19 protein-coding genes are annotated in these 24,946 nt (G+C 60.4%); 7 read left to right on the top strand and 12 right to left on the bottom strand.

Features of this window, described 5'->3' with window-relative positions; all coding sequences use genetic code 11:
* Positions 1-80: 80 nt before the first annotated feature.
* The 6 genes from OMP44_RS15070 to OMP44_RS15045 form a co-directional block, all read right to left on the bottom strand.
* The gene (locus OMP44_RS15070; protein ID WP_007162445.1) at positions 81-275 is read right to left on the bottom strand and encodes a co-regulatory protein PtrA N-terminal domain-containing protein; all 195 of its coding nucleotides are present in this window, start codon (positions 273-275) and stop codon (positions 81-83) included.
* 316 nt (positions 276-591) lie between these two features.
* Positions 592-1,998, bottom strand: a complete 1,407-nt coding sequence (locus OMP44_RS15065) for an ISNCY family transposase (RefSeq protein ID WP_280309349.1) — start codon at positions 1,996-1,998, stop codon at positions 592-594.
* 260 nt (positions 1,999-2,258) lie between these two features.
* Positions 2,259-2,468, bottom strand: a complete 210-nt coding sequence (locus tag OMP44_RS15060; RefSeq protein WP_007162516.1) for a hypothetical protein — start codon at positions 2,466-2,468, stop codon at positions 2,259-2,261.
* 91 nt (positions 2,469-2,559) lie between these two features.
* Positions 2,560-5,697 carry a CusA/CzcA family heavy metal efflux RND transporter gene (locus OMP44_RS15055; RefSeq protein ID WP_280309345.1) on the bottom strand — a complete coding sequence of 1,046 codons (3,138 nt, stop codon included), beginning with the start codon at positions 5,695-5,697 and terminating at the stop codon, positions 2,560-2,562.
* A gap of 9 nt (positions 5,698-5,706) precedes the next feature.
* Positions 5,707-6,975: an efflux RND transporter periplasmic adaptor subunit gene (locus OMP44_RS15050; RefSeq protein WP_371099833.1), complete on the bottom strand. Its 1,269-nt coding sequence runs from the start codon at positions 6,973-6,975 to the stop codon at positions 5,707-5,709.
* 47 nt (positions 6,976-7,022) lie between these two features.
* Positions 7,023-8,231: a TolC family protein gene (locus OMP44_RS15045; RefSeq protein ID WP_280309341.1), complete on the bottom strand. Its 1,209-nt coding sequence runs from the start codon at positions 8,229-8,231 to the stop codon at positions 7,023-7,025.
* A 265-nt stretch (positions 8,232-8,496) separates the two neighbouring features.
* Here OMP44_RS15045 and OMP44_RS15040 point away from each other — a divergent pair, with 265 nt between their 5' ends.
* Both OMP44_RS15040 and OMP44_RS15035 read left to right on the top strand, forming a co-directional pair.
* Positions 8,497-9,171 carry a heavy metal response regulator transcription factor gene (locus OMP44_RS15040; protein WP_007162511.1) on the top strand — a complete coding sequence of 225 codons (675 nt, stop codon included), beginning with the start codon at positions 8,497-8,499 and terminating at the stop codon, positions 9,169-9,171.
* Positions 9,172-9,176: 5 nt separating this feature from the next.
* Entirely contained in the window at positions 9,177-10,604 is a 1,428-nt protein-coding gene (locus tag OMP44_RS15035) for a heavy metal sensor histidine kinase (protein ID WP_169887035.1), read from the top strand.
* Between the two features lie 372 nt (positions 10,605-10,976).
* Here the strand turns inward: OMP44_RS15035 and OMP44_RS15030 are convergent, their stop codons facing one another.
* On the bottom strand, positions 10,977-13,187 hold the full coding sequence (locus tag OMP44_RS15030) for a heavy metal translocating P-type ATPase (protein ID WP_425326784.1): 2,211 nt from the start codon (positions 13,185-13,187) through the stop codon (positions 10,977-10,979).
* 292 nt (positions 13,188-13,479) lie between these two features.
* Between OMP44_RS15030 and cadR the strand changes: the two genes are divergently transcribed.
* Complete coding sequence (gene cadR / locus OMP44_RS15025) at positions 13,480-13,911, top strand: Cd(II)/Pb(II)-responsive transcriptional regulator (protein WP_186354194.1); 432 nt, start codon at positions 13,480-13,482, stop codon at positions 13,909-13,911.
* 265 nt (positions 13,912-14,176) lie between these two features.
* On the opposite strand, the gene OMP44_RS15020 is transcribed toward cadR, so the two are convergent.
* Positions 14,177-14,428, bottom strand: a complete 252-nt coding sequence (locus OMP44_RS15020; protein WP_231893101.1) for a helix-turn-helix domain-containing protein — start codon at positions 14,426-14,428, stop codon at positions 14,177-14,179.
* A 375-nt stretch (positions 14,429-14,803) separates the two neighbouring features.
* Here OMP44_RS15020 and OMP44_RS15015 point away from each other — a divergent pair, with 375 nt between their 5' ends.
* Genes OMP44_RS15015 through OMP44_RS15000 form a run of 4 tightly spaced genes read left to right on the top strand, consistent with a single transcriptional unit; the run spans position 14,804 to position 20,616 of the window.
* On the top strand, positions 14,804-15,103 hold the full coding sequence (locus tag OMP44_RS15015; RefSeq protein ID WP_280309332.1) for a hypothetical protein: 300 nt from the start codon (positions 14,804-14,806) through the stop codon (positions 15,101-15,103).
* Complete coding sequence (gene traF, locus OMP44_RS15010; RefSeq protein ID WP_280309330.1) at positions 15,100-16,158, top strand: conjugal transfer protein TraF; 1,059 nt, start codon at positions 15,100-15,102, stop codon at positions 16,156-16,158. The genes OMP44_RS15015 and traF overlap by 4 nt, the downstream gene beginning before the upstream one ends.
* Positions 16,142-17,575, top strand: a complete 1,434-nt coding sequence (locus OMP44_RS15005) for a conjugal transfer protein TraH (protein ID WP_280309328.1) — start codon at positions 16,142-16,144, stop codon at positions 17,573-17,575. The genes traF and OMP44_RS15005 overlap by 17 nt, the downstream gene beginning before the upstream one ends.
* On the top strand, positions 17,575-20,616 hold the full coding sequence (locus OMP44_RS15000) for a conjugal transfer protein TraG N-terminal domain-containing protein (protein ID WP_280309326.1): 3,042 nt from the start codon (positions 17,575-17,577) through the stop codon (positions 20,614-20,616). The genes OMP44_RS15005 and OMP44_RS15000 overlap by 1 nt, the downstream gene beginning before the upstream one ends.
* A 35-nt stretch (positions 20,617-20,651) precedes the next feature.
* On the opposite strand, the gene OMP44_RS14995 is transcribed toward OMP44_RS15000, so the two are convergent.
* The 4 genes from OMP44_RS14995 to OMP44_RS14980 form a co-directional block, all read right to left on the bottom strand.
* On the bottom strand, positions 20,652-21,389 hold the full coding sequence (locus OMP44_RS14995; RefSeq protein ID WP_280309324.1) for a hypothetical protein: 738 nt from the start codon (positions 21,387-21,389) through the stop codon (positions 20,652-20,654).
* 113 nt (positions 21,390-21,502) lie between these two features.
* Entirely contained in the window at positions 21,503-21,799 is a 297-nt protein-coding gene (locus tag OMP44_RS14990) for a hypothetical protein (protein WP_280309322.1), read from the bottom strand.
* An 81-nt stretch (positions 21,800-21,880) separates the two neighbouring features.
* Positions 21,881-22,879, bottom strand: a complete 999-nt coding sequence (locus OMP44_RS14985) for a DNA replication terminus site-binding protein (protein WP_280309320.1) — start codon at positions 22,877-22,879, stop codon at positions 21,881-21,883.
* A 943-nt stretch (positions 22,880-23,822) separates the two neighbouring features.
* Positions 23,823-24,878 carry an antitoxin Xre/MbcA/ParS toxin-binding domain-containing protein gene (locus tag OMP44_RS14980; RefSeq protein WP_280309318.1) on the bottom strand — a complete coding sequence of 352 codons (1,056 nt, stop codon included), beginning with the start codon at positions 24,876-24,878 and terminating at the stop codon, positions 23,823-23,825.
* Between the last annotated feature and the right edge of the window lie 68 nt (positions 24,879-24,946).

The following is a 24,946-nucleotide window of genomic DNA, read 5'->3' as shown; positions in this document are numbered from 1 at the left end:
GTTAGAAGATTAGGCGGAAAGATGTCATAGCGCTTTGTAGGGCGCGATTACATTTCTGTAAGCATTAGGTGGCCGCTCCACTAGCAGCAAACCTTGCCGCCCTCATCCTTTTTTTCTTCAGACATCCCGGCTAGCCTCGGCTCGGCTTTTTCGCTTTGCGCTGCTTGTTGGGCGTCCATCATGCGAGTGAAGACGCGATCGGCGCCCCCTTCAGCAAAAGCAGACGAGGAAAGGGTGAAAGCAAGAGCGAGGAACACAGCTTTAGAAAGGTTCATGACGAAGCACCTCAGGCAAACACAGCGGCACATGCCGCGGACCACAAGGTAGCGCTGGAAAGCTTTCAGTAGACTGAGCCGAGGATTACAAAGTAGTCAGCTTTCGACCCAGAACCCTCGTATTTCAATGCCCTGTGCATACCCGTTGAGCGTATCGAGTGACTGAAATACCCTTACTACTTCGCGTCTAGAGCGGAGAGGAAAATGTCGGCTCTCTTTGCTGTAACGCACCTGCAATTGCCACCCATGGCCGTCGGGACCTGGAATTGCGCGCACGTCGTATGCGGCCCCGGCCGCTACAAGCGCACTGAGCCCTTCAGCGCTGATTGACTGACGCATGACGGCTACGCTTCGGAGGCCGGCTTTTATCGAGGGCAGCCACGATATCCTCCGGCATGAAATCTTTCGCCTTCTTCTTCGGCGGCTCTTGGCGCTGCGCTTTGGTTGGCTTTGGATTGCCAGGTACCGCTTGGGACCGACGGCTATCGCGCTGCTCTTGCATCCGCTGCGCGACCTGCAAGACGTGGCCCAGCCGCTTGTTTTCCACGATGGTGCCTTGGCTGACCTCAGGCAACTGATCCAACGTCTCGTAGGAAAAGAGAATCCCTGCTGAACGGACCTCAATCCGGCCGTCAGGGTAGTGATAGATCTCTGCGTATCGGCCTGCTAAAGCTCGTGCTTGCAGCGTGTCGTGCAGGACATAGAGACGTCTGTCGTACTGCAGCGTGAGGCTTTTCGATACCCGCCGCGGTTCCCGCCATGTGAAGGTTAGAGACAGGTCCTCGTCGTCGCGTACTGGCCGGTGCGCATCGAAATCCGAGCGGGCAATTTTACCGAAGCGGCGATTGTAATCGGCCATGAAAAGCGGCAGATAAGCGTTAGCGGCGTCGACGGTGCTGATGTTTCGTAGTCGCAATTCTTTGACCAGGCGATCCTGCAAGGTGAGATGGGCTCGCTCCACGCGGCCCTTGGCCTGGCTGGAGTTGGCGCAGAAGGTATCGATGTTCAGCTCGAACATGGCCCTGGCGAACTGCGTGTGGCCATCGCCACCCTGAGCATCTTTGCTGTTGACTCGAAACACACTGGCCTTGTCGCTGTAGAGCGCCAAGGGCTTACCGTGGTGCTCCAAGTAGGCCCGGGTAGCCTGGAAGTAGCTGAAGGTCGATTCGCTGCGGGTGAAGGCTAGGTGCATCAGGCGACTGGTGGCGCCGTCGATGTAGACCAGAAGGGTGCATGCCGGTGCTCGGTCCTCGAACCATCGATGATCGCTGCCATCGATCTGGATCAGCTCGCCCAGGCAGGCCCGGCGATTGCGTGGCTGGTACACCTTGGGCGGTCGCTGCCGACGCGGCGTCCATAACCCGGCATCCATCATGATGCGCCGGACGGTTTCCTTGGCCAGGCGTAAGCCGTGACATTCAACGAGCTTTTCGGCCGCAAGCGTGGGACCGAAATCCTGGTAGTGCTGCCGGATTAGAGCGGCGGCACGCTGCTCAAGGCCAGGCCGCAGCTGATGATTGCTGGGCTGGCCGCGCTTACGTGAGGTCAGGCCCGAAACGCCGGCGTCCCGGTAACGCTGCACCAGGCGGTGAACCTGCCGGGTACTCAGCTGCAGGCGCTGGGCGGCGCGTGTGGGCGTAAGGAAACCCTCGGTCACCGCCTGGATGACCTTGAGGCGATCGACTTCGCGTAGGCTCATCGTGATCCGCTCGTAGGCTGACATCCTGATCGCTCCGCATCGGCTGCAAAGCCGCTAGGCTAGCTGCCATACGTGATCGGGACATTTCTATCTGGCTGGATCGCGACATTACTATTTGGCCGTAACAGAGGTGGAGCGCGGGCAAAAGGGGGGCAAGTGGTGCCGGTGAAGCTGTTTTTCCAGGGCAGTATATTTTTAGGTATGCAGAAAGCGCCACATGGCGCTTTCTGTTCGAGCCTCAGATGCGCGGCATCGATCGTCTACGGCCAAACAGATGCGTAGTCTCAGTTGGTCGCTTTGACGTTGGATGCTTTATCTGGCTGACGCCCTTCCTGTGCCAGCGTTTCATGCATCTCTCGATGCTGCTGGAGCGCCGCCTGGCTATCGCGGAAATCTTGGTTGTGCGAGATCGAGCGCTCGCTGCCGTCTGCGGCATAGCTGAGGTTCGCAACGGCGAGGGTGGCGGCAAACAGGGCAATTTTAAGGAACGTCATGGTGTTTCTCCTTCTAGAGTGCAGCGTGGGTATGAGAGCCACTCTAGAGGGGCGCGGCTAACGCCAGGATGAGCCGCGCATTACAATCCTGTCATCCTGCCGGGGGCTGTTCGCGACGGCGCAGGACGCTGCGGTAGAGCGCAGGCAAGACCAGCAGTGTCAGGGCAGTGGAGGACAAGATGCCGCCGATCACCACGGTCGCTAGCGGGCGTTGTACCTCCGCCCCGGTGCCGGTGGCCAAGGCCATGGGAATGAAGCCCAACGAGGCCACCAGCGCAGTCATCAGCACCGGCCGCAGGCGGACCAGCGCGCCCTCGCGCACGGCGATATCCAGCGGCTTGCCCTCCTCCAGCAGGCCACGGATGAAGGAGACCATCACCAAGCCATTGAGCACTGCGACGCCCGACAGTGCGATGAAGCCCACACCGGCCGAGATCGACAAGGGAATGTCCCGCAACCACAACGCCAATACCCCGCCCGTCAAGGCGAAGGGAATGCCGGTAAAGACCACGAGGCCGTCGCGCAGATTGCCGAACATCATGAACAGCAGCACGAACACCAGCAGCAAGGCCACCGGCACCACGAGTTGCAGGCGGGCGGCGGCGGCCTGCAACTGCTCGAATTGGCCGCCCCAACTGGTCCAGTAGCCTGCGGGAATTCGCACCTGGTCCGTGATGGCGGCAGTGGCATCCGCCACGAAGCTACCCAGGTCCCGATCGCGCACATTGGCACTGACGATCACCAGGCGCTTGCCGTCTTCTCGGCTGATCTGATTCGGCCCCAGCACCGTTTCCAGGCGCGCCACATCGGCCAGGGGAATGAACTCGACGCGGCCTTCCACCGCTGGCAATGGAATGGGCAACCGCGCCAGCACCGCCGGATCGCTGCGCAGGGTTTCCGGGAGGCGGATCATCAGATCGAAGCGGCGATCGCCCTCGAAGAGCGTGCCGGCCTTGCGTCCGCCGAGCGCCGTGGCAATCACATCCTGGATGTCGCCGACATTGAGGCCGTAGCGTGCGGCTCGCTCACGATCGATCTGCACACTCAGCAGCGGCAGCCCACTGGTCTGCTCCACCTTCACCTCGGCAGCGCCGGTGACCTTCTGCAACACCCTGGCGATGTCCGCAGCGGTCTTGTTCAGCACCGCCATGTCATCGCCGAAGACCTTGACCGCCACATCGCTGCGCACCCCGGAAATCAACTCGTTGAACCTCAGCTGGATCGGTTGCGACAGCTCGTAATTGCTACCGGGTACACGCGCAGCCGCTGCTTCCAGCTCAGCCATCAGCTGCTCGCGAGACTTGCCTGGATCAGGCCACTGCGCCTGCGGCTTGAGCATCACATAGCTGTCGGAGATGTTCGGCGGCATCGGATCCGCGGCGATCTCGGCGGTGCCGGTCCTCGCGAATACCCGCTCCACCTCGGGTACCTGATCCAGGATGGAGCGCTCCAGGCGTTGCTGCATATCCACCGATTGCCCCAGGCCGGTACCGGGCACCCTTAGCGCCTGCAGCGCGAAATCACCCTCGCTCAAGCTGGGTACGAATTCACTGCCCAGGCGCAGCGCCAGCAGCACCGTCAGCACCACGCTCAGGCCAGCGCCGGCGAACACCAGTGGCCGCCGGCGCATGGCTGCATCCAGCGCGACGGCATAGCCGCGCCGCGCCGCGCTCATCAGTCGATTGTCCTTTTCCTGCACGCGACCCGTGACGAACAGCGCCACGGCCGCAGGGACGAAGGTGATGGACAGCAGCATGGCGCCCACCAAGGCGATCACCACGGTAAAGGCCATGGGATGGAACATCTTGCCTTCCACACCCGTCAGGGCGAACACCGGCAGATAGACCACCATGATGATCAGCTGCCCGAAGATGAGGGGTCTCCGCGCCTCGCGGGCGGCGGCGAACACTTCCTGGAAGCGCTCCCGGCGATCGAGCGCCCGACCGTGCCGTTCCTGGGCATGAGCCAGCCGGCGAATGGCATTCTCCACGATCACCACGGCGCCATCGACGATGATGCCGAAGTCGAGCGCACCCAGACTCATCAAGTTGGCGCTGACCCGATTCGCGGCCATGCCGCTGAAGGTGAAGAGCATCGACAGCGGGATCACCAGCGCGGTGATCAGCGCCGCGCGCAGATTGCCGAGGAAGACGAAGAGCACGGCGATGACCAGCAGCGCACCCTCCACAAGATTCTTGCGTACCGTAGCGATCGCCTTGTCCACTAGCGTGGTGCGGTCGTACACGGCGACCGCCTGCACGCCTTCCGGCAGGTTGCGGTTGATCTGCGCCAGGCGCTCGGCCACTGCCAGGGCCACCTCGCGGCTGTTCTCACCCACCCGCATGAAGACGGTGCCAAGCACCGCCTCTTCGCCATTTTCGGTAGCTGCTCCGGAGCGTGACTCCTGCCCGACCCCGACCGTGGCCACATCCCGGATCCGTACCGGAGTACCGTCCACGGTAGCGAGCACGATGGTGGCGATATCCTCGACGGAGGCGAGCTGCCCCGGTACCCGAATCACCAGCTGCTCCCCGGCGCGCTCGATGAAACCGGCGCCGACATTGGCGTTGTTCCGCTCGAGCGCCATCGCCAATTGCTCTAGGGTGATGCGATAGCCTGCCAGCCGTTTGGGATCGGGCGCGATCTGATACTCCTTGGCATAGCCGCCAATGGTGTTGACTTCCGCCACCCCGGGCACGGTGCGCAACTGGGGTTTGACGATCCAGTCCTGGATCTCCCGCAGATCGGTGAGCGTATAGGCTTCGCCGTCAGCGCGGCGCGCCTGGGGCGCGGCCTTCACCGTCCAGAGGAAGATTTCCCCAAGCCCCGTGGACAGCGGACCCAGGTTGACCTCCACACCCTCTGGCAGGGCTTCGCGCGCACCCTGGAGGCGCTCGCTCACCTGCTGGCGAGCGAAGTACAGATCCGTCCCATCGGCGAAAATGACGCTGATCTGGGCAAAGCCCGAACGCGACAACGAACGGGTCCGGTCCAGTCCCGGCAGGCCGGCCATGGCTGTTTCCAGCGGATAGGTGACCCGCTGCTCGACCTCCAGCGGCGAGGCGCCCGGTACTTCTGCATTGATCTGCACCTGGACGTTGGTGATGTCCGGCACCGCATCGATGGGCAGGTGGCGATAGCTGTAGATCCCGAGTGCAGCGATGCCGAGCGTGGCAAGCAGCACCAACCAGCGCTGCTCAATGGCGAAGCGAAGAATACGTTCGAACATGATGCGCCCTTAGTGGGAGTGCTCGGCCGAGCCCTTGCCCAGTTCCGACTTGAGAATGAAGCTGCCGCGGTCGGCCACTACCTGGCCGGCGCTCAAGCCCTGACGAATCTCTGTGCGCTCACCGTCCCGGACCCCGGTGACCACTGGTGTCGCCTGAAAGCCGTCTGCCGTCCGGACGAACACCACGGTGCGATCCTCCACGACATGCACGGCGCCATTGGGCACGCCAAGTACCTTGGCCTGTCGCTCGTCATCGAGCCGCACCGTAACGAACAGACCCGGGCGCCAGGCGCCCGCCGGATTGGCTAGGGTGACGCGCGCGGTCGCCGCCCGGGTCTGTTCGCCCAGCAGATTGCCAACATGCGCCACGGTGCCCTCGGTGCGGCTATCCAGCTCACCCGCGAGTACCTCCACCTTTCGGCCAACGGTGACTCGATCGAGGTCACGCGCAGGAACGGCGAACGTGGCCCAGACGCGGGACAGGTCGGTGAGCGTGAAGAGGTTGCTGGCTTCGTCCACCCGCTCACCCAGGACCAGGTGCTTCTCCACCACCACGCCGTCGAAGGGCGCGCGCAGCTGGTAGCGACTGCCGCCCTGAGCGGAGGCTGCTCCACCCAAGGCCTGTGCTTTTTGACGGGCGTTGCGTACAGCAATCTCGGCTTCCTGCAGTGTCTGCCGCGCCTGCAGTAGATCCTGCTCGGCGCTGATCCGCTCCTGCCAGAGGTTCTGCTCGCGGGCATACAGGGTGCGCGCCAGTTGCAGCCGCTGCTGCGCGGTCGCCAGCTCGCTGCGCACCTCGGAAAGCTGCTCGCTGGCAATGACTGCTAGCACCTGTCCCTTGCGCACCCGGTCTCCAAGATTCGCCTTCACCTCCTCGACGACGCCGGGCGTACGGGACACCACGTGAGCGGTACGATCTTCATCGAAGCGAATCTCGCCCGGAAGACTCAAAGAGGCGCCAACGCTCACCGGCGTGACCACCTGGGTTTCGATGCCGGCTGCTCGAATCTGCTCTGCGCTCAGCTCGACTTCGCCTTCGGCATGCGTCTCTTCGCCGTCGCCATGGGCGCCCTCGTTCGCGTCATGGCCGTCTTTGCCTTCGTCCAGATCAGGGCGAGGCTGGGTCGCCTCAGCCTTGGCATCTGCCGATTTCGTTAGGGGGGCAGCGGGTTCGGGGTGGTCGTGACCGGTACCCGCCTGAATGGTACTGAATGGCAGCCCACCGCCAATTACTGCAATCAGCAGCGGCCGCAGCAGTCTCGGCCTGAATGAAGTCATGGTCATGCAAGAACTCCGCACCCGATTTATTACCGGGATCTGTAGCGTCATGGGGAGGTGAAGAGCGGGCCGTGGAGGCGTTCGAGGCGGGCCCAGGCATTGATCTGCGCACGTTGAGAGAGCAGGTACTGCCCCCTAGCGGCAATGAGGGCGCGCTGGGCTTCCAGCACATCCAGCTGGGCAAAACGTCCCAGCGAGAAGCCGCGAGTTAGGTCATCGACCGTACGCTGGCCCGCCGGCAAAACCCGGTTGCGCAAGTCGTCGACGTCAGCTGATGCACTACGCCAGTCGCGCAGTGCCTGCAGGGTTTCGGCCTGGATCTGCAGCTCGGTCGCTCGCTGTATATCCCGGGCCTGGTCAGCGCGACTGGACGCGGCGAGCAGGTTGCCCTGGTTGCGATCGAAGAGCGGTAGCGGGAGCGAGAAGCCCACCAGATTGACCCGCTCCCCCTCGAGCTCGTCGTATTGGCTGCCCAGGCTCACCCGCACGTCCGGATAGCGCTGGCTGCGCTGCAGATCGACGTCGGCATCCCCGGCGGCTACCTGCCGCCGCGCCTTGAGCATCGCCGGTGTCTGGCGGATCGCCTGCAGCAGTAGGGCTTCGCCGGGAGGTGCGGGCAGACGATCCAGGTCACCGACCGGCTCACCGAGCTCTGTCACGGAGACACCCAATTGGCGGGCAAGACTCACCCGCGCGTTGTCACGCTGCTGCAGTGCGCGTCTCAGCTCCAGCCGCTGGGTGACCTGTTCTACCTCCGCGCGGGTACCCGATACCGGTGAAATCTTGCCCGCTCGAATTTGCGCCCCTGAGCTGTCCAGGCTGCGCTGTGCCAGTGCCTGCGATTGCTCGGCGAGCCGCACCCCTTCAGCGGCCAGTAACAACTCGTAAAAACTCTGGATGACGTCCGCCCGGAGGGCATAGCGTCGCGCCTCGAGGTCCGCATTGACCACGCCAGCGTTGGCCTCGGCCACCGCCACCCGGGCGGCGCGCTTGCCACCCAGTTCAAAGGGCTGGGTGAGCGTGAGACTGCGCGTCTGACTGGCAGAGCGCGTGTCCTCGACCTCGAAGGCGAGTTCCGGGTTGGGCAGGAGGCCTGCCTGCTGCCGTGCACCTGCGGCCGCGGCGGTCTCCTGGCGGGCCGCCAGGTAGTCGGGATTGTCGCGCAGGGCCTGGGCCAGCGCCTGCTCCAGGGTCAGCGATGAGGCCTGGACCGGTCCGCCGGCGAGCAGCAGACCTAGCCCCAGCGCCAGACCCATCAGGCGCCATGGGGCGGGATATCGACATGGAAGGGATAACGGCACTGCAGCGACTCCTGTGCAGAAGGCGCGACGTTCGAAGAGATCGTCGCGTGATAGCGGAGCCGACTCTAGGGAGCGCCACCTATCGCTCCGGTGACGCCAACATTACAAAGCTGTAAGGAAGTTGCCGCCGTCCAGGTATACCGGCACGCTTGATCGCTTGACTCTCTAGCGGCTACAGGCTTCAGCCTCCGCAACATCCTCGACACGACTGATACAGACGATGCGCTTACTGATAGTGGAAGACGAAGCCCGCGCCGCGGATTATCTGCAGCAAGGCCTCACGGAGAATGGCTATGTGGTTGATCGCGCCGCGACCGGGATTGATGGTCTGCATCTGGCTCTGCAGCAGGATTACGACCTGATCCTGCTGGACATTAATCTGCCGACTATGGACGGTCTGGAGGTCCTGGAATTGCTGCGGCGACGCAAGCAGACCCGCGTGATGCTCCTAACGGGCCAGAGCCGAACCAGCGAGCGCGTCCGAGGACTGGACGCCGGCGCTGACGACTATCTGACCAAGCCGTTCGAGTTTCCGGAGTTGCTCGCCCGCATCCGCGCGTTGCTCAGACGCGGCGAAACGCGAGTGGTCAGTGATACCCTGCACCTGGCCGATCTTGAGCTGCATCCCTTTCGCCATCGTGCGTTTCGCGGGGACCAGCGCATCGACTTGACCAGCAAGGAATTCGCGCTGCTTCACCTGCTCATGCAACGCCAGGGCGAAGTGCTCTCCCGCACCGAGATCATCTCGCGCGTTTGGGACATGAATTTCGACTGTGACACCAATGTGGTGGAAGTCGCCGTTCGACGCTTGCGGATGAAGGTCGATGAGCCCTTCGGGGAGGCGCTTATCCATACAGTACGAGGCGTTGGCTACGTGATGGAGCGCCGTTCATGAGACCCATGAGCCTCGCCCTGCGCCTGGGGATGATCGTCACGAGCGTGGGCTTGCTGCTGGCTATCATCTTGGTCGTTATGGTGTACAGCGTTCTAGAGCGGGAGCTTGATAAGCGTGCTGTTGACCAGCTGCAAGCCAAATTAGGGCAGATCCAGCACAGCCTGGAAGAGCGTCCTGCAAATCCTACCAAAGCGCCTTGGCAGCACGTACTAGCTGACGCTCTGCTCGGCCACGATGAGCTGTCGGTCACCGTGCTTTCGGCGGAAGAGGACACACCCCTGTATGGGCTTGGCTCCCATGCCTATGCCGATGAGCTACGGCCGGGCCGTTGGCCAGACGCCCAGACGTTGGCCTGGCATTCTGATGACGGCCACGATCTATTAACTATCCGGACTAGCCTGACCATCCCATCGCTGCCTCCACTACAGCTACTGCTCAGCCAGGACCGCAGCAGTGATAGATTTTTGTTGGATGCTTTCCTACGTGCAGCCTTGATAAGTCTGCCGATTCTGCTACTGCTGATTGGCGCCGCGGCGTGGTGGACGGGTTATCAGGGCCTTGCGCCGTTACGCCACTTCCGCCGTACTGCCCGTGCGATTACTACCCGGCAGCTGACATTGCGAGTGGATGACACCAATCTGCCTGCAGAAGTAGCTGATCTAGCCATCGCGCTGAACACGATGTTGGAGCGCCTCAATACGGGCGTGCAGCAACTAGACCGCTTTGCAGACGACGTTGCCCATGAATTGCGCGCCCCGCTCGGGATCCTCATAGGTCGAACGCAGATGGTACTTAGCCGGAAGCGTGACGAGGCCACGTATCAAAAGGCCTTGGAGGACTCCCTAGACGAACTGGACCGCTTGAGCCGTATTGTCGCGGACATGCTCCTCCTCGCGCGTCTGGACAGCCACGAACCGCTAACCTCACTGAGCCAAGTGGCCGTCGAGCAAGAGACACTTAAGGTCTGTAGCCTGTTTGAGGCTTATGCCGAAGCGCGCGAAATAGAGCTAGTAGTCAAAGGACAGCTTCAAGTCGAGGGCGACAAGTTGATGATCCAGCGTGCGCTATCGAACCTGCTATCAAACGCTATTCGCCACGCTTATCCAAGAACGGCTGTGATAGTAGAGCTTGGCGCGCAAGAGGAAGGTGGTGGATGGGCAGCTGTGATAAACCAAGGATCTCCCATAGATCCGGATGAGTTATCGAATGTCTTCAATCGCTTTTACCGGGCTGGCGATCAACCTACAGGCGGCAGTGGATTAGGGTTGGCGATCGTCCGCGCGATTATGATTTCTCACCGGGGCCTGGTGCAGGCCGAATCTCATAATGGAATGACGCGCTTCACGCTGACATTTCCTCCAGCAATTACGCCCGTAACCAACTTTGATGAACAAGGCGAAGCGGAAGCGCTTTGTTCCCCCACCAATAGATAGGTGTGAGCACGATGCTGGTCGATATGGCAGCGTAGACATGTCAATAACTAACCCGGAGCTGTTATAGACAGGGCTGCATATGCAGGACTTCCCGACCAGCGTCTTTCTGCAGACGAACTACAACGTCTTCCAATGCAGCAAGCAGCGCGAGGATACTCGGGCAACCTGTTTATTCGTTTTTACGCATATACGAATGTACACATACCCCTGCCCATGAAGCTGCTTATCTCGCCCGAAACGATCGAGGTGCTGAAGCAGACCTTACGGCCTGCCCGAAGGCTGGGTAACCCAGTAACTGCAGTTGTGATTGGCGCGAGGATTTGCCGTGGGACACCTTTCAAACCCTCCCGGTCATCAACGAGGAATGCCAGCTTATTGGCGCAGCAACCTTAGCCCGTTGCCCACTACCAAGAGGCTGGCTCCCATATCGGCGAATACGGCCATCCACATGGTTGCTTGCCCAGTGAAGGTCAGCAGCAAAAAAGCGGCTTTTAGGCCAAGTGCAAGCACGATGTTTTGCAAGAGCACCTGAGCGGTGGCGCGAGAGAGCTTCACAAAGGTTGGAATCTTGCGCAGATCATCGTCCATGAGGGCCACGTCTGCTGTCTCGATGGCCGTGTCGGTGCCCGCAGCCCCCATCGCAAAGCCAATGTCGGCGCGTGCCAATGCCGGGGCATCGTTGATACCGTCTCCTACCATGCCGACCTTACTGGACTGGGCAAGCTGTTCGACTTCGCGCAGCTTGTCGGCCGGTAGCAGGTTACCTTGGGCGCGATCTATTCCGGCCTGAGCAGCAATCGCTTGGGCGGTATGTGGATTATCGCCCGTCAGGATCACGGTCTGGATACCCAGCGCATGCAGCTCGGCTATCGCATTGCGGCTGCTGTCCTTGATGGTGTCGGCGACAGCGAAGATCGCCAGTACATCGTCAGCCCCTACCAGCATCACCACGGTCTTGCCCTCGCTTTCGAGCGCCGTGATGCGCTGTTTCAGGTCCGAGGAGCACCCCCTCAATTCGTCGACCATTCGATGGTTTCCAAGATGATAGGTCTGTCCATCGATCACACCGCGTACGCCCTGGCCAGGCAGCGCGGCAAACTCCCCGACCTCTCGCAGCACCACACCGTCGCCAACGGCGGCTTTCGCGATGGCTTTGGATACCGGATGGTCAGAGCGGCTAGCGAGACTCGCTGCAATGCTGCGACTGCTATCGGTCAAGGCGCTGTTCAAGGAGATAGCGTCGGTCTGCTCGGGTTTGCCGTGGGTGAGCGTGCCGGTCTTGTCCAAGGCTAGCCACCGCAGCTTGCGACCATCCTCCAGATAAACGCCACCCTTGATGAGGATGCCTTGGCGTGCTGCGGCAGCCAGTCCGCTGACGATGGTGACCGGAGTGGAAATGACCAAGGCGCAGGGGCAGGCCACCACCAGCAGAATCAGGGCCCGATAGAGCCAATCCATCCAAGCTGCGCCCAGAAGCAGGGGAGGTAGTACCGCCACGGCAATTGCTAGCACGAAAACGGCAGGCGTATACCAGCGGGCGAATTGATCGACGAAGCGCTGGGTTGGAGCGCGGCTGCCTTGCGCCTCTTCCACCATTTGGATGATGCGTGCCAAGGTGGAGTTGCCGGCCACCGCCGTGACGCGATATTCGAAGGATCCAGACTCGTTGATAGTGCCGGCATAGACCGGATCGCCGGGGGCCTTTTCAACGGGAAGGCTTTCCCCAGTGATCGGCGCTTGGCTCACGGTGGAGCCGCCCTCTAGCAGCACACCATCGAGCGCGATGCGCTCGCCCGGCCGCACCCGCACCCGGCTACCGATAGCGACCTGCTTGGCCTCCACATCGAGCCAAGTACCGTCAGGCTGCTGCACCGTGGCTTGTTCGGGGGCTAGATCGAGTAGGTCCCGGATGGCATTGCGGGCACGATCCAGCGATTTGGCCTCAATGACCTCGGCGAGGGCGAATAACACCATCACCATCGCCGCTTCCGGCCAATGGCCGATCAACATGGCCCCGGTGACGGCAATCGACATTAGGGCGTTCATGTTGAGATTGCGGTTCTTAAGCGCTATCCAGCCCTTTTTGTAAGTGGACAACCCACCCAGGGAGATGGCAATCAACGCCAGTACCAGGACCGACCAATGATTGCCACCTAGATACCAGTACATGCCCTCAGCGGCTATTGCAGCAGCAAGAGAGAAGCCGAGCGGCAGCCACGGCGTCGAGTCGCTATAGGCCCTTGATGGTGGAGTGCGATAATTCTGGGTGTCCAGCTCCTGAGCTTCGAAGCCTAGCGACTGGATCGCATCGAGTACCTTGGCTAGCGCGCTGGCGGTATGACGCACAGTCAATGTGCGCTGCATCAGATTGAAGTCCAGATCAACTACACCAGGAAGAAGGGTGAGCTTTTTCCGAATCAGGGTCTCTTCGGTAGGGCAATCCATCTGGGCTATGCCAAGACGGGTAATCTGCGTGCTCGGGTCGTCTCCCTGACGCACCGCCTGCATACCGACCGCTGACAAGGCTTCTTCCAATGGGGTCAGCGAAGGCAGGTTGTGCCGTACGATCAGCGTGCGCTTCATCAGGTTGAATTCCAAGCCGACAACGCCGGACAAGCCCCCCAGCTTGCGCCGAATGAGCGCTTCCTCTGTGGGGCAGTCCATATTCTGAATAAGGTAGTGAGCTTCCCTAGCCTCGGCCAGGGCGCTGGCCGTCGGTTCGGGCGTAAGAAGAGGGCCTGACGCAGCCGAGCTGCAACCGCACCCCTTTGATCCGCAATCGCTCATGTCAGCCCCCACTTTCACCGTTGAATGGGGAGCATTACAATCCCTATAGTTACTATAGAGTCAAGCACTCAAGGCGGCCGAAGTGGACATGAGGATTGGGGAGCTAGCCCGGCTCACAGGATGCGAAGTTGTGACCATCCGCTACTTCGAGAAGGAAGGGCTGTTGTCGGAGCCAGCACGTAGCGCCGGGAATTACCGGTTGTACAGCAAGGCACACCTTGAGCAATTGCAGTTCGTTCTGCACTGCCGCACGCTGGACATGACGCATGCCGAGATTCGTGCCCTGCAGGGCCTGCGCGAAAACCCAAGGCAGGACTGTAGCGAGGTCAACGCGCTGCTGGATTCCCATCTCCAGCAGGTGGAGGCGCGGATCGTGGCATTACTGCAGCTAAAGCAGCACATGACTGCCTTACGTGAAAGGTGCGGTGGAGCGCGCCCCATCGAGTCCTGCGGTATTCTGCAAGGGCTAGCGGATTGTTCTTTCCATACCCCAGGGCCTATTAGGACTAGTGAGCCTTGAGCCCACATTGGATATATCCGAACTCTGCAGGGAGACACTGAGCAGCAGCATGAGCACCCATTTCAGCTTTCTACTCTGAAGCCCCGTATCCCAACGCTCTGTGCATACCTATTGAGCGCGTCGAGCGACCGAAACACTCTCACCAATTCGCGCCGGGAGCGGAGAGGAAAATGTCGGCTTTCTTTGCTGTAGCGTACCTGTAGCTGCCATCCATGCCCCTCAGGGCCTGGAGTAGCACGCACATCCCAAGCGGCCCCGGCTGCAACTAGGGCGGCCAGGCCCTCAGCGCTAATCGACTGACGCATGACGGTTGCGCTTTGGGACGCAACTGGTGATTGCTGGGCTGGCCGCGCGTTCTGGAGATCAGCCCTGATACGCCGGTGTCCCGGTAACGCTGCACAAGGCAGTGAACCTGCCGTGTTGTCAGCTGCAGCCGCTGGGCAGCGCGGGTAGGCGTGATAAAACCCTCGGTCACCGCCTGGATGACCTTGAGACGATCTACTTCGCGTAGGCTCATCGTGATCCGCTCGTGGGCTGACATCCTGATCGCTCCGTATCGCTAGCAAAGCCGGTAGGCTAGCGACCACAGGTGATCGGGACATTTCTATTTGGCTGGATCGCGACATTACTACTTGGCCGTAACAAATTAGCTTCGCATAATCTTTGTTATGTTAAATAGAGGGCGGCTACGCGTTTTCAAAGCCAGTGGCTCGCGCCGCTTCCTCTTCGGCCCAATCCGCCGACAGTTAAGAGTAGCCTGCCGAAGCGGAGTGGTAAGCTCACGACCTTCGCTTACGGCAGTAGAACGCGCCCTAGGTGGGAGCAAACCCGCCGCCCGCATGGCTTCCTTCTTCTTAGCATAGCCTCATCAATTCGGTCGGAATGATGAGTCATGCTTCATCCGCTTAGCTCTACCCTCACGCCCCCCAACCTGCCGCACTGCGATCAGCAACGCGCCGAAGTGAGCGCGAATGAGGCTCGCCTTACGGCCGCCTACGGCAAGGCGATGACGCCCGAGCAGATCGCCAAAGAGCTGGAGTACAGCGCAACCTACGTTGCGAAGAAGATCGGTGCCGCCGGCTACGAGCACCTGCCCTGGGTCAAGGCGATAGCCCCTCACCGGCGAAAGCGCGGCCTGCGGTGGGTCTACGCCACCGAAGCCGTCGCGAAGTACCTGGACACGCCCCAATGAAGCGGACCGTGCACATAGCGTTGGCCAGCGCTCTGTGGGTGAGCCTGGCTCACGGCCAGGCCAGCGCCTCGGAACCAGCTGCCCCGGGCGCGAAAGATTCTTTCGCTGCACCTGGTAGCGAGAGCTTTTACCGCGGAAAGGCCGAGGGGTGGTTCTGGTACAAGGACCCGCCCGAGGACGAGCCTGAGCTCGAGGTGAAGGCGCCGCTCCCTCCTCCGCCGCCGCCTGCGCCGATGCAGATGGCCGAGCCGCCGGCGGCGCCTGCAGCGGCTCCTGGCCCCGAGCTGTTCAGCGTGGCCTGGATCCGCGACAACCTGCCGAAGTACCGCGATCGCGCGATCGACAATCCGACCGATGCCAACGTGCAGGCCTATTACTACCTGCAGCGCGTGATGATGGATAAGTCGTCCAAATTCTCCGAGCGCTCCAGCCAGGTGATCATGCGTGACCCGTTCCTCGACGAGGACAGCCGGCGCCCGGTGGCCACCTACGCGGCGAACGCGCTCAATCGGGAGGTCTCGAACAATCGGGACAAGGTGCTCAAAGGCCTGGCCAACAAGGTCGGCCTGTTCTTCTTCTTCAAGGGCAACTGCGTGCTCTGTGCTGAGCAAGCGGCCGTGCTGCAGTCGCTCACCGCGGCTACCGGCATCCGGATCATCCCCGTCTCGCTGGATGGCGCGCCCCTCGACAACGGGCTTTTCGCGAATTACCGCACCGATGATGGCCAGGCTAAAAAGCTTGAGGTCTATCAGGCCCCTGCCCTCGCCTTGGCGATCCCGCCGGGCCGCACCGAGATCGTCGGCTACGGCGCCATCACCCTGGACGTGCTGTTCAACCGGGTCTTGATCGCCGCGCGCGAAGCCTCGCTTATCGACCAGAAGACCTTCGCCTCCACCCAGCCTTTCTTCGACAACGGCCTGCTGACCCTCGACGACAACGACGGGCTCAGCCAAGACCAGATCGACCAGGACCCCGCCGCATTCGTTGAGAGCATGCGCCGCAAGCTCGCCCGCAAGACCATAGATGGAGAGGTGCCCCATGAGGCGCAGCAGTAAGCAGTCGTTGTGCGCAGCCGTGCTGGTTGCGGCCCTCGCGCCCCTGGGCGCCTACGCCAACATCGAGAGCCAGCTGGACTCGATGTTCAACTCGATGTCCAACAGCACCGACCCGGGCATGTACCAGACGGCCACCCGAGGCGTGGTCAGTGGCGGCTCGATGCGGATCCGGAATCAGATCGCAACGGCGCCGGTGGTCTCCTTCCGACCGCCCTCCTTCCAGGCCGGCTGCGGCGGCATCGACATGTTCGCCGGCTCTTTCTCGTTCATCAACGCGCAGCAGTTCGTTCAGTCGCTGCGCTCCATCGCCTCCAACTCAGTAGGTGTAGCGTCGGGCTATGCGTTCAAGCTGGCGCTTAAGGCCATGGGTCCTACGGTGGAGAACACCATCGCCAACCTGCAGGAGACCATGCAGGACCTCAACGGCCTCATGTCCAATAGTTGCCAGCTTGCCCAGGGCCTGGTGACGGACGCGTTCTCCGCGTTCGAGGGCAAGGACAACATGCAGACCGCCACGGGGAACACCGTGAAGGGCCTCGCAGACAGCTTCGGCTCGCTGTTTTCCGGCAGCACCAACTCGAAGTCGCCGACGGAGGAAAAGAGCAAGGCCGGCAACTTCGTCAGCTGCGAGGACACCGGCAATGTCGTCTGGTGCGCCATGCAGCAGTACAACAGCCAGCAGTTCTTCAAGTACGGGTCTCAGCAGACCGATGAGATGATCATGTCCTTCACTGGCTCGGTGGTCATTACCGGCCTGGTGGACGCGGCCGATGGCAAGGGGCAGGTCCCCGAAACGAAGCCGATATTGCCGACCAGCATTTCGCTGCGGGACATCATCGAGGGCCAGAAGACCGAGACGGTGCAGATCTACTCGTGCGGCGGAGACAAGGCCGCGTGCCTTACGCCCAGCACTCAGTCGATCGCCTTCGACGGGCTAGCGGAGAAAATCATCAAAGGCTTCAACGGCTCGACCAGCTCCGTCGGCATCGTAAACAAGTGGGCGACCAACACAGGGACGTTCACCAACGATGAGCAGGCCATCCTCAACATGATGCAGAAGCCGGGCTTTGCCGGCATGGTCCAGCGCCTGTCGCAAGGTAGCGAATCGATGGCCCGCGGCTTCGTATCTGCCCACGCGAAGATGCTCGCGCTTGAAGGCGCTTATTCGCTGGTGAAGTCCTACATCGACACGGCTGAGACGGTGATCACTCGCAGCAAGATGGTCGACAAGCTGGGTAAACCTGCCGGCGAATTCATAGGTACCGCACGGGACCGCCTGGTGCAGGAGCATCAGGCGCTACTTAGCCGCTACGGCAATGAGAACGACCTGGTGCTCGACTACGAGGCGCGGATGAAGGTGCTTCCCACGCCTGCAGCATTCATCAACGTCGAAAAACCTGTACAGGGAGCTCAGTAATGGAGTTCTCGATCTACTCGGTCGGGTCGGCGACCTATCTCGAAAGCATCCTCAACGCGGTGGCCATGATCTCGGGATCGGGCAGCATCGAATCGTTGGCTAAGGTCGGTCTGTTGATCGGCACCCTCTTCCTCGGCTTCCAAGCGGTCTTCAAGAACCAGGCGATTCCTTTCCAGCAGGTGGGCGTCGCCTTGATCCTGTACATGGCGCTGTACGGGCCCACCGGCCGTGCAGTGGTGGAAGACGTGTATGACGGCACCGTCGTGGTCGTCGACAACGTGCCGATTGGACCGCTGTTCGTCGGATCTGTGGTCTCCAACATTGGCTACAAGCTGACGAAGGAGATGGAGCAGGCTTTCTCTACGCCGGCCATGACCACCTATGGATTCGCCGACCCCCTAACCACCCTGATGAAGGTGCGCGGCGCCACCCGCAATGTCTTGGCGATGCCGTCTGTGATGGGCGACACCCGTGCAGGCGGAGACTTCGTACGGTCGTGGATGACCTATATCAAGGAGTGCACCCTGGTCGGGGTCGGCCGCAACGTGGCCGCCTACGGGTCTCTCATGCGAAGCAATAACCCGGTCGATGCCATGAGATTCGAAAGCCAGGTCTACGGGACCGAGATCTTCGAGGGCAACACCGGCGTCGGTACCTACTACACCTGCTCCGAAGCGCACACCCGGCTCAAAGCCCTCAGCGCGTCCACGCAAAGCGGCATCATGGACGATGTCGCGAAGCTGGCGTTCCAGAAGCCTGGCAAGACGGTCACCGGGGACGATGTCACCACCCGGGTGGACGACGCGCTGCGCGGTCTGAATCTCCAAGTGGCGGACGCTCGCGCCTTCACCATGGCGTCCGTGTTGCTTCCGATCTTCGAGCGAGCGCCGGCACAGAAGGCCCTCGAGGATCAGCAAGGTGCATACGCCATCATGCTCAGCCAGGCCCAGGCGCAGCAAGCCACTCAGTGGGCTGCCGAAGGCTCGATGTTCACGCGCTACGTCCGGCCGTTCCTGACGTTCTTCGAAGGCCTCATCTATGCCATCACCCCCATGATGGCGTTCCTCCTGGTGATGGGCACCTTCGGGATGAACCTCATCACCAAGTACATCACCATGCTGTGCTGGATGATGCTGTGGCAACCCATGTTGGCCATCGTCAATCTCTATACCAACTGGTACACCGGAACGGTCATGGAGGGCCTGCTCGCGACCACCAGCAGCGTCACGGACGGCAATGCGCTTTCGTTCGAGATGATGAAGCAGATGATGCCTGCCCTGGACAGCGCGATTGGCGTTGCCGGCTTGATGGCATCTTCGGTACCGGTGATCAGCATGTTCCTGGTCACGGGAAGCGCGGTCGCGTTCACCAGCATGGCCCAGCGCCTCGGTGGATCCGATCAGATTAACGAGAAGATCGTATCGCCAGACGTCGTTACACCGTCTGCGGGCCTGCAGACGACGCCCTATGCGACCGATGACTTCGACAAGGGGCTGCGGAAAACGGGGTCGGAGAATCAACGCGGTAGCATTGCTATCTCGCAAGGGCTTACGCAAACCGAACAAAGCCAGCGTGTACAGGCTGAGCAGTCTTCGGAGGCCTTTAGCAAGCAGCTGATGAGTTCCTATGCCAAGCAGTATGAAAACGCCAAGGGTATAAATCAGCAGGCGGAGATTGGCAGATCGCTTCAAAATACGTTCGGCCTCTCTCAAAATGCGGACTTTCAAAAGCAGGTCCAAGCGCTACGCGCTGAGGGGATGACCGATAACCAGATTGACGCGGAAGTCGCTCAAAGAACACTGGGCGCCAGCGGATCCGCCGGCGCAAGTAACGGAGCGTTGAGTGCAAACATCAGCGCGGCAGGTTCAACATCGAAAACATCGACAGATTCAACCATTCAGAAGGTAGATTCATCGCAATCTCAAAGTAAGGCTGCCGGTCTTGGCGAAACTGTACGCAATGCTATCGACAAGACTGAAGGTTTCAGAGCAGCTGAGAGTTTCCAGAACGGTGAGCGTCTCAGTCTTTCGCAATCAGACCAGGAAAGTCTAAGCAGAAGTGCGCAAAAGGCCATTTCTGATCAGAAGGCATACACGCAGACTGCTGCATTCAGCAAGTCGGCTGGGTTGAATGAGTCGATCTCCGTTGACTCGTGGGCCGGCAGGGCAATCCGCGAGGGGAAAGCAGATACCCTAGTTAATGAAGCGATGAACAAGTACCCGGAACAGTTTCGCGAGAACGTCGCGCAGAATGCTAGCATGCTCGATCCGGATCGACGCGACGTTGGTGCAGCGTTACTGACGCTAGCTAAGAATAACGACTTAGGGGCCTTGACCCGCGCGCCAGCAACGCATGATGAGTACGCAAGCCCCGGGCAGCTTAAACCTAGCGAGTATTCGAACATCAAAGGCGTGAACACGGAAAGGCTTGATCAAGAAACTGGTGGTGCAGGGCATCAAGTCTCAGATAGTAGCTTTAATAGTAAGTTTGATTCAGGGTATACGCGAGCTTCAGGCCCTGCCGCAACAGCGCAGGTTGGAGCCGCTTTTCATAAGCATGGTGCGACGGTAGAGAACGATGCTCAAGCCTATGCGGGCCAAGCGAACAAAGAGGCTAGGCATCAGGCCGAGGGCCGACTTCGCGATACTGCCAGGGACGTTGATAATCGAAACGAATCGGCCCTAGGCGTCTATCCAAGCGCTATAATTAATACCGCTAAAGATTGGGCGGGACTGAAGCCGTCTTATGACGCCTACATGGAACACGGTGAGAAAAGATTAGGCTTGGAGCCTGAGCAGGCGGCTGTCTATGCTGGTGCGAAAATAGGCAAAGTCAATGACGAAAAAATCACGGCAGACTGGAATAACTATGTGGAAAATAACCACATAGATAAAGAGGTGGCTGCCGGGATGTACCAAAAATTGGTTCAGGCTGGAGTATCAAATAACGGTGATGGAACGCTTGGCGACGTGATGACGTTAAATCGCTTAGGTCACGCTGAGAGTGAGTTATCTCTACACTCAATACCGCGAGGCAATTAATAGAATAAAAAGCCCACCATATGGTGGGCTTTTATTTAAGACTCACCTGATAGGTTTCGAATAACCTGCCCATGATCATTGTCTTTAGTAAACTCAAATTGCTCATGAGCAGTGTGTTCGTAGACTGGTATGTTGTTGCCGTAAGTGGTGGGACGAGCGGCTATCCCTTTTATGAGTTCTATCAAGAAAATGAAGGCGGAGACCAATAGATATATACCTGACATCTTCGCTGGAGCTTCAGATATGAAAGCAGCTAGACTGCCGCCAATGGCAAGCAAGGAAAACGCACATACGAGCACCGTGCCATGCGGTCTTGCTGCTAGATAGCTGTTAACTAGAATCAACATCAGCACTGTCAGTCCGCTGATAAAAAACACATCCCGGACCTCTACGTTGCCAACGTGACAATATACCATTCCCATCGCTGCCAAAATCATTGGCAGCACAAATCTCGTGAAGTGAGAAAGCTTGTTTTTTGACAGTGCTGCATCAATATCGCGTAGTATCTCTAGCCGCGGGTGAACATCTGCCTTCGAAACTTGATTGCTTAGTTCATCTACAAGATTTACTGCGATCGCCATGTCTCGCTGAGACAGATGTCGCTTTTGAACAATAATTTGCAAATTAGATAAGGGAGCCTTGATTCTTTGCGGCAGGCGCCGAAGGCGATCGAGGTCTATATGCTCCAGTTCAATGCTTTCTAGAGGAAACGCGAGGTAACCTTCCAGCAATGCTTCCGCCCTACGCACTTCCCCAGCAATGATCGGATGCATGATGCACCTCCTGATTCGATAGACCCATGGTATCGCAGGTCCCAAAAACGCAAGGGGCGCTCAGCCGCCGTTCGTGCCGCTGATGCGCCCTTCCCTCCGTGCCCTGGCCGCCACTAAGGCAACCCAGGCTCTGCGCCAGGCGCGGCTTCTTGATCATGTGCTAGTAGGTTTGCCTCGAAATGGCCGATTGCCACGCGCGCCGCCTCAGCAAAGCTCGCGATGGACAACGCCACCCACACAAGATGTGGCTCGGCCATGTCATCCAGATAATCGACTGACACCGCATAGGCGCCGCCCCAGCTGGATGAGTCTTGGATCTGGACGCGTGTTGCTTTCCCGCAGTGCTGAAGCACGAATTCGGGGTCGCTATCATCGGTGCCGGATCGCTTCTTGAAGCTATAGCTGGTCATGTGATCGTCCGCTGGTTGGGGTAACTGTGTGCCTCAGCAGAACGTATCCGACGCGGTGGAAATGCAACCCCGGCCGCGGCGTTAGTCCTCGATGTGAACGCCTGGCACGCCCAGGGCCTCATAGGCGACGCCGCTGAGCCGATACGTCGAAGGCGTCTTGAGCGGTACCCGATCATCCTCCGCCACTTCGACCCGCTGGCCACCGGTGGGTAGGTAGAGGTTGCGCTCCGCCCAGACCTCCGCCCGCGCCTTCACGTCGCCACGCTGGCGGCCGCGGGCGGCGCGATCAAAGTCGCGCAGCGCGGAGACCCTGGGCTCGGCCTCGCCGGCGAGCACGAACACCGGCAGGTTGGCCTTGATGATGGCATCCCACTTCTCGCCGCGCTCCCCGAACCAGAGCGTGCAGCGTGGATGCGGCGCCACGACCTTGTGCTTGATCAGGACCTGGTCGTCCGCCAGGCTCGCGATCGTGCGCAGATCCTGGTACTCGGGCGTCTGCTCGATCGGTATGCCCTGGTGCTGCGCCCTGCTTTCGGCCTCCGCCTGCAGCTGCTCGCGGACGGTGGCCACCGGTACCCGCTGGTTGCTGGTGGTGTGGCCAGCCCAGGTGAACGAGATCCGGCGCGGCGCGCCGTCGAAGGCATGGATGGTGCGCTGCAGCTGCTTGGTGGTAATGCCGGCGCCCAGGGCGCGCCGCAAAAGCCGCGGCCGCATCTCGGGGGTGTAGCCCAGGGCGACGCGAAGCGCCTCGATCTCGTCGGTGACCACCTGCTTGCTCGCATTGATGGCCAACACCTGTGGCAGCACGCTGGCCTGCAGGCGGAAGTAGCCCGGCAGGCGCATGACGGTGCCCGCGGCTTGGCCAACGTCACGCTGGTGGCTGGCGATGGCCGCGGTGGCCAGCGCGATCGCCGCCTGGCCGTCGACCTCCTGGACTTCAAGGACGTCAGGCGTCTTCTGCTCATTCAGCAGCGGCACCTGCCACACGCGGCCGTCGACCACCAATCCTGGCCAGGTCGAATTGAAGCTGGCCAGCTGCTCGACAAGCACCTGGTGCGCACGCTGTATCCCTTCGTACATGGCAGTGCCCTCCTCACGGGCGACGTTCCCAACCACCAAAATATACCACCCCTGTACAACACAAGCCCTTATTCAACCTCTCCCCCTTTCACCCCAAGCCGCTCTGCCCCCTTTCCTTCCTTCTTTTCCTTCTCTCTTTTCCTTCCCTTCCCCTTCCATCGCGCGCAGGGCGCGGGCGGAGGGGGTGCAGTGGGTAGACGTTAGAGGTATGTGCAGGGGTGGTATATTTTTCCGTCCAAACCATTCCTTCAGAGCAGCATGCGCAGAGGCAGGACCTGCACTCGCTGCTCGTGCACGATTATGTCGCGGCGGCGCTCGGCGAAACTGACATCCTGGTAATCCGTGCGTGCGGAGGCTTGCGCGGTACGGCCAACCCGCGCATGCGCGGGTTGGCCATGCGAAGCCGTCTGGTGACATGAGCCAGGTGCTCGGGGCTAGGGCGATCAGAGCTGCGCAAGGTGTTGGCTTGATTCTCGTTCGGGATGGACGTTTCCGACTGCCCGTACGGCCTTCAACTGGGAGGTATCGGCCCTGTGAAGGATCTGTACCGAGTTGAGTGGCATCCCGAGCTCGCCTTCTCCACGCTGAACGTTCCATAGCCACAGATGTTACGAAAATGCGTCGTTTAGCCCTGACCGCAATAGCGTTGGCCGCTCTGTTGAGCCCCTCAACGCTAACGCCCGCCACTCGCATCTCCCACCCTCATACCTTCCCATCAAGCCACAAGTGCTTCCAGTGGCTGCAGCAGTCGGCAGCCATGCCAAACCAGCAGACCGGTGACGAAATCCTGCGGTCTTCGAAGCCCTTCGCCGGCAAAGCGAAAGGCAGCGGCTTGGCCTGCGTCAGCGGCCTTTGATAGATAATGGGGGCGGTCCGCGCCGCTTAGGTTTACAGGGCGGCCCTCAGCTGAACGATCGGCCGTAAGCAGACCGATAGCAGTGGGCTATTCCGCTGCTGGCGGCTCCGGCGTCACTATCCCACTACCTGGGGCAGCCTCCACCTGCTGCGTCGCATGCGCAATGTACGTCCGGATGTACTGCAGGACCTCTCGAGCACCTTCCTCAGTCTCGATCATGTCTACGGGGCGGGCGTTTCCTAGCCGTGGGAAAGGCTGCTCCATCCATTTGAAAACTGCCGCGATCGACCCGCGGATAGGCTCTGCCAGATCCAGGATCTCCTGCAGCAACGCCGGTTGTGCATACCAGGATAACGGCTTGATGGCTGCACGCCGGCCGGGGATGACCCTAGGCAGTTGGCAAGCGGCCAACTCGTCACGAGTGATGTGGGCGCGCGTCCAGTGAGCGTGCTCCCCGAGATCCCGATTGACCCGCCGTGTTCCAGGACCAGTTGGCACCACGAGCCCGACCGTCACCGGGGTATGTGCTCGTATCATCTGGAGCGCCGGCGCTATGTCGGTGTCGTTTGTCACTATTACTACCTGATCCACCTGCCGGGTAATCGCGTCGTGATAGGCCTGCAGGGCCAAATTCACATCGCTCTGCTTCTCTTCAACCTTCCAGGCCAGGATTTCCTGGCACTCCTTCGGAGGCCGGCGAGGCTCCTCCGCGTCGACGATCTTGACCTTCATCTCCTGGACAGCGTAGTAGCCTTTGATCAAGGCAACGCGACCCGGGTACTGCATCGCCAGCGCCTTGTGGTACTGACTTTGCGAGGCCACCGAGTCAGTCGCCCGGGCGACATTCTCTCGAATAGGCGCAGTGAAGTACTTGATCGAAGGATCCGGCAGCAAAACCGATAGGCGGGGATTGCCATTGACGTCCTTAGTCAGGACAGAGGGTAGGATCTGCTGCTCGAACAGTTGGACCAGGTCCAGCCATTTGTAGGGTGTGCCCTTCAAGCAGCCGTAATAGAAATTAAAGCCGTCGATGTAAACGCGCGTGCGCAGAGGGGGGTGAGCCAGCGGTCCCTGCATATCCAAACTCCAGAAACGAAAAAACCGGCTTTCGCCGGCTTTCTCTCCCCTCAACCAGATGGTCATGCCACGCAAGCCAAGGGGTTAGTTGTTGCGACCTATAGTACGCAACACCTGACACATTGCAAGCATTT

The sequence above is a fragment of the Pseudomonas flavocrustae genome (assembly GCF_029872515.1).
Classification (GTDB): domain Bacteria; phylum Pseudomonadota; class Gammaproteobacteria; order Pseudomonadales; family Pseudomonadaceae; genus Chryseomonas; species Chryseomonas aestiva.
This window is presented reverse-complemented; position numbering and strand designations above follow the sequence as displayed.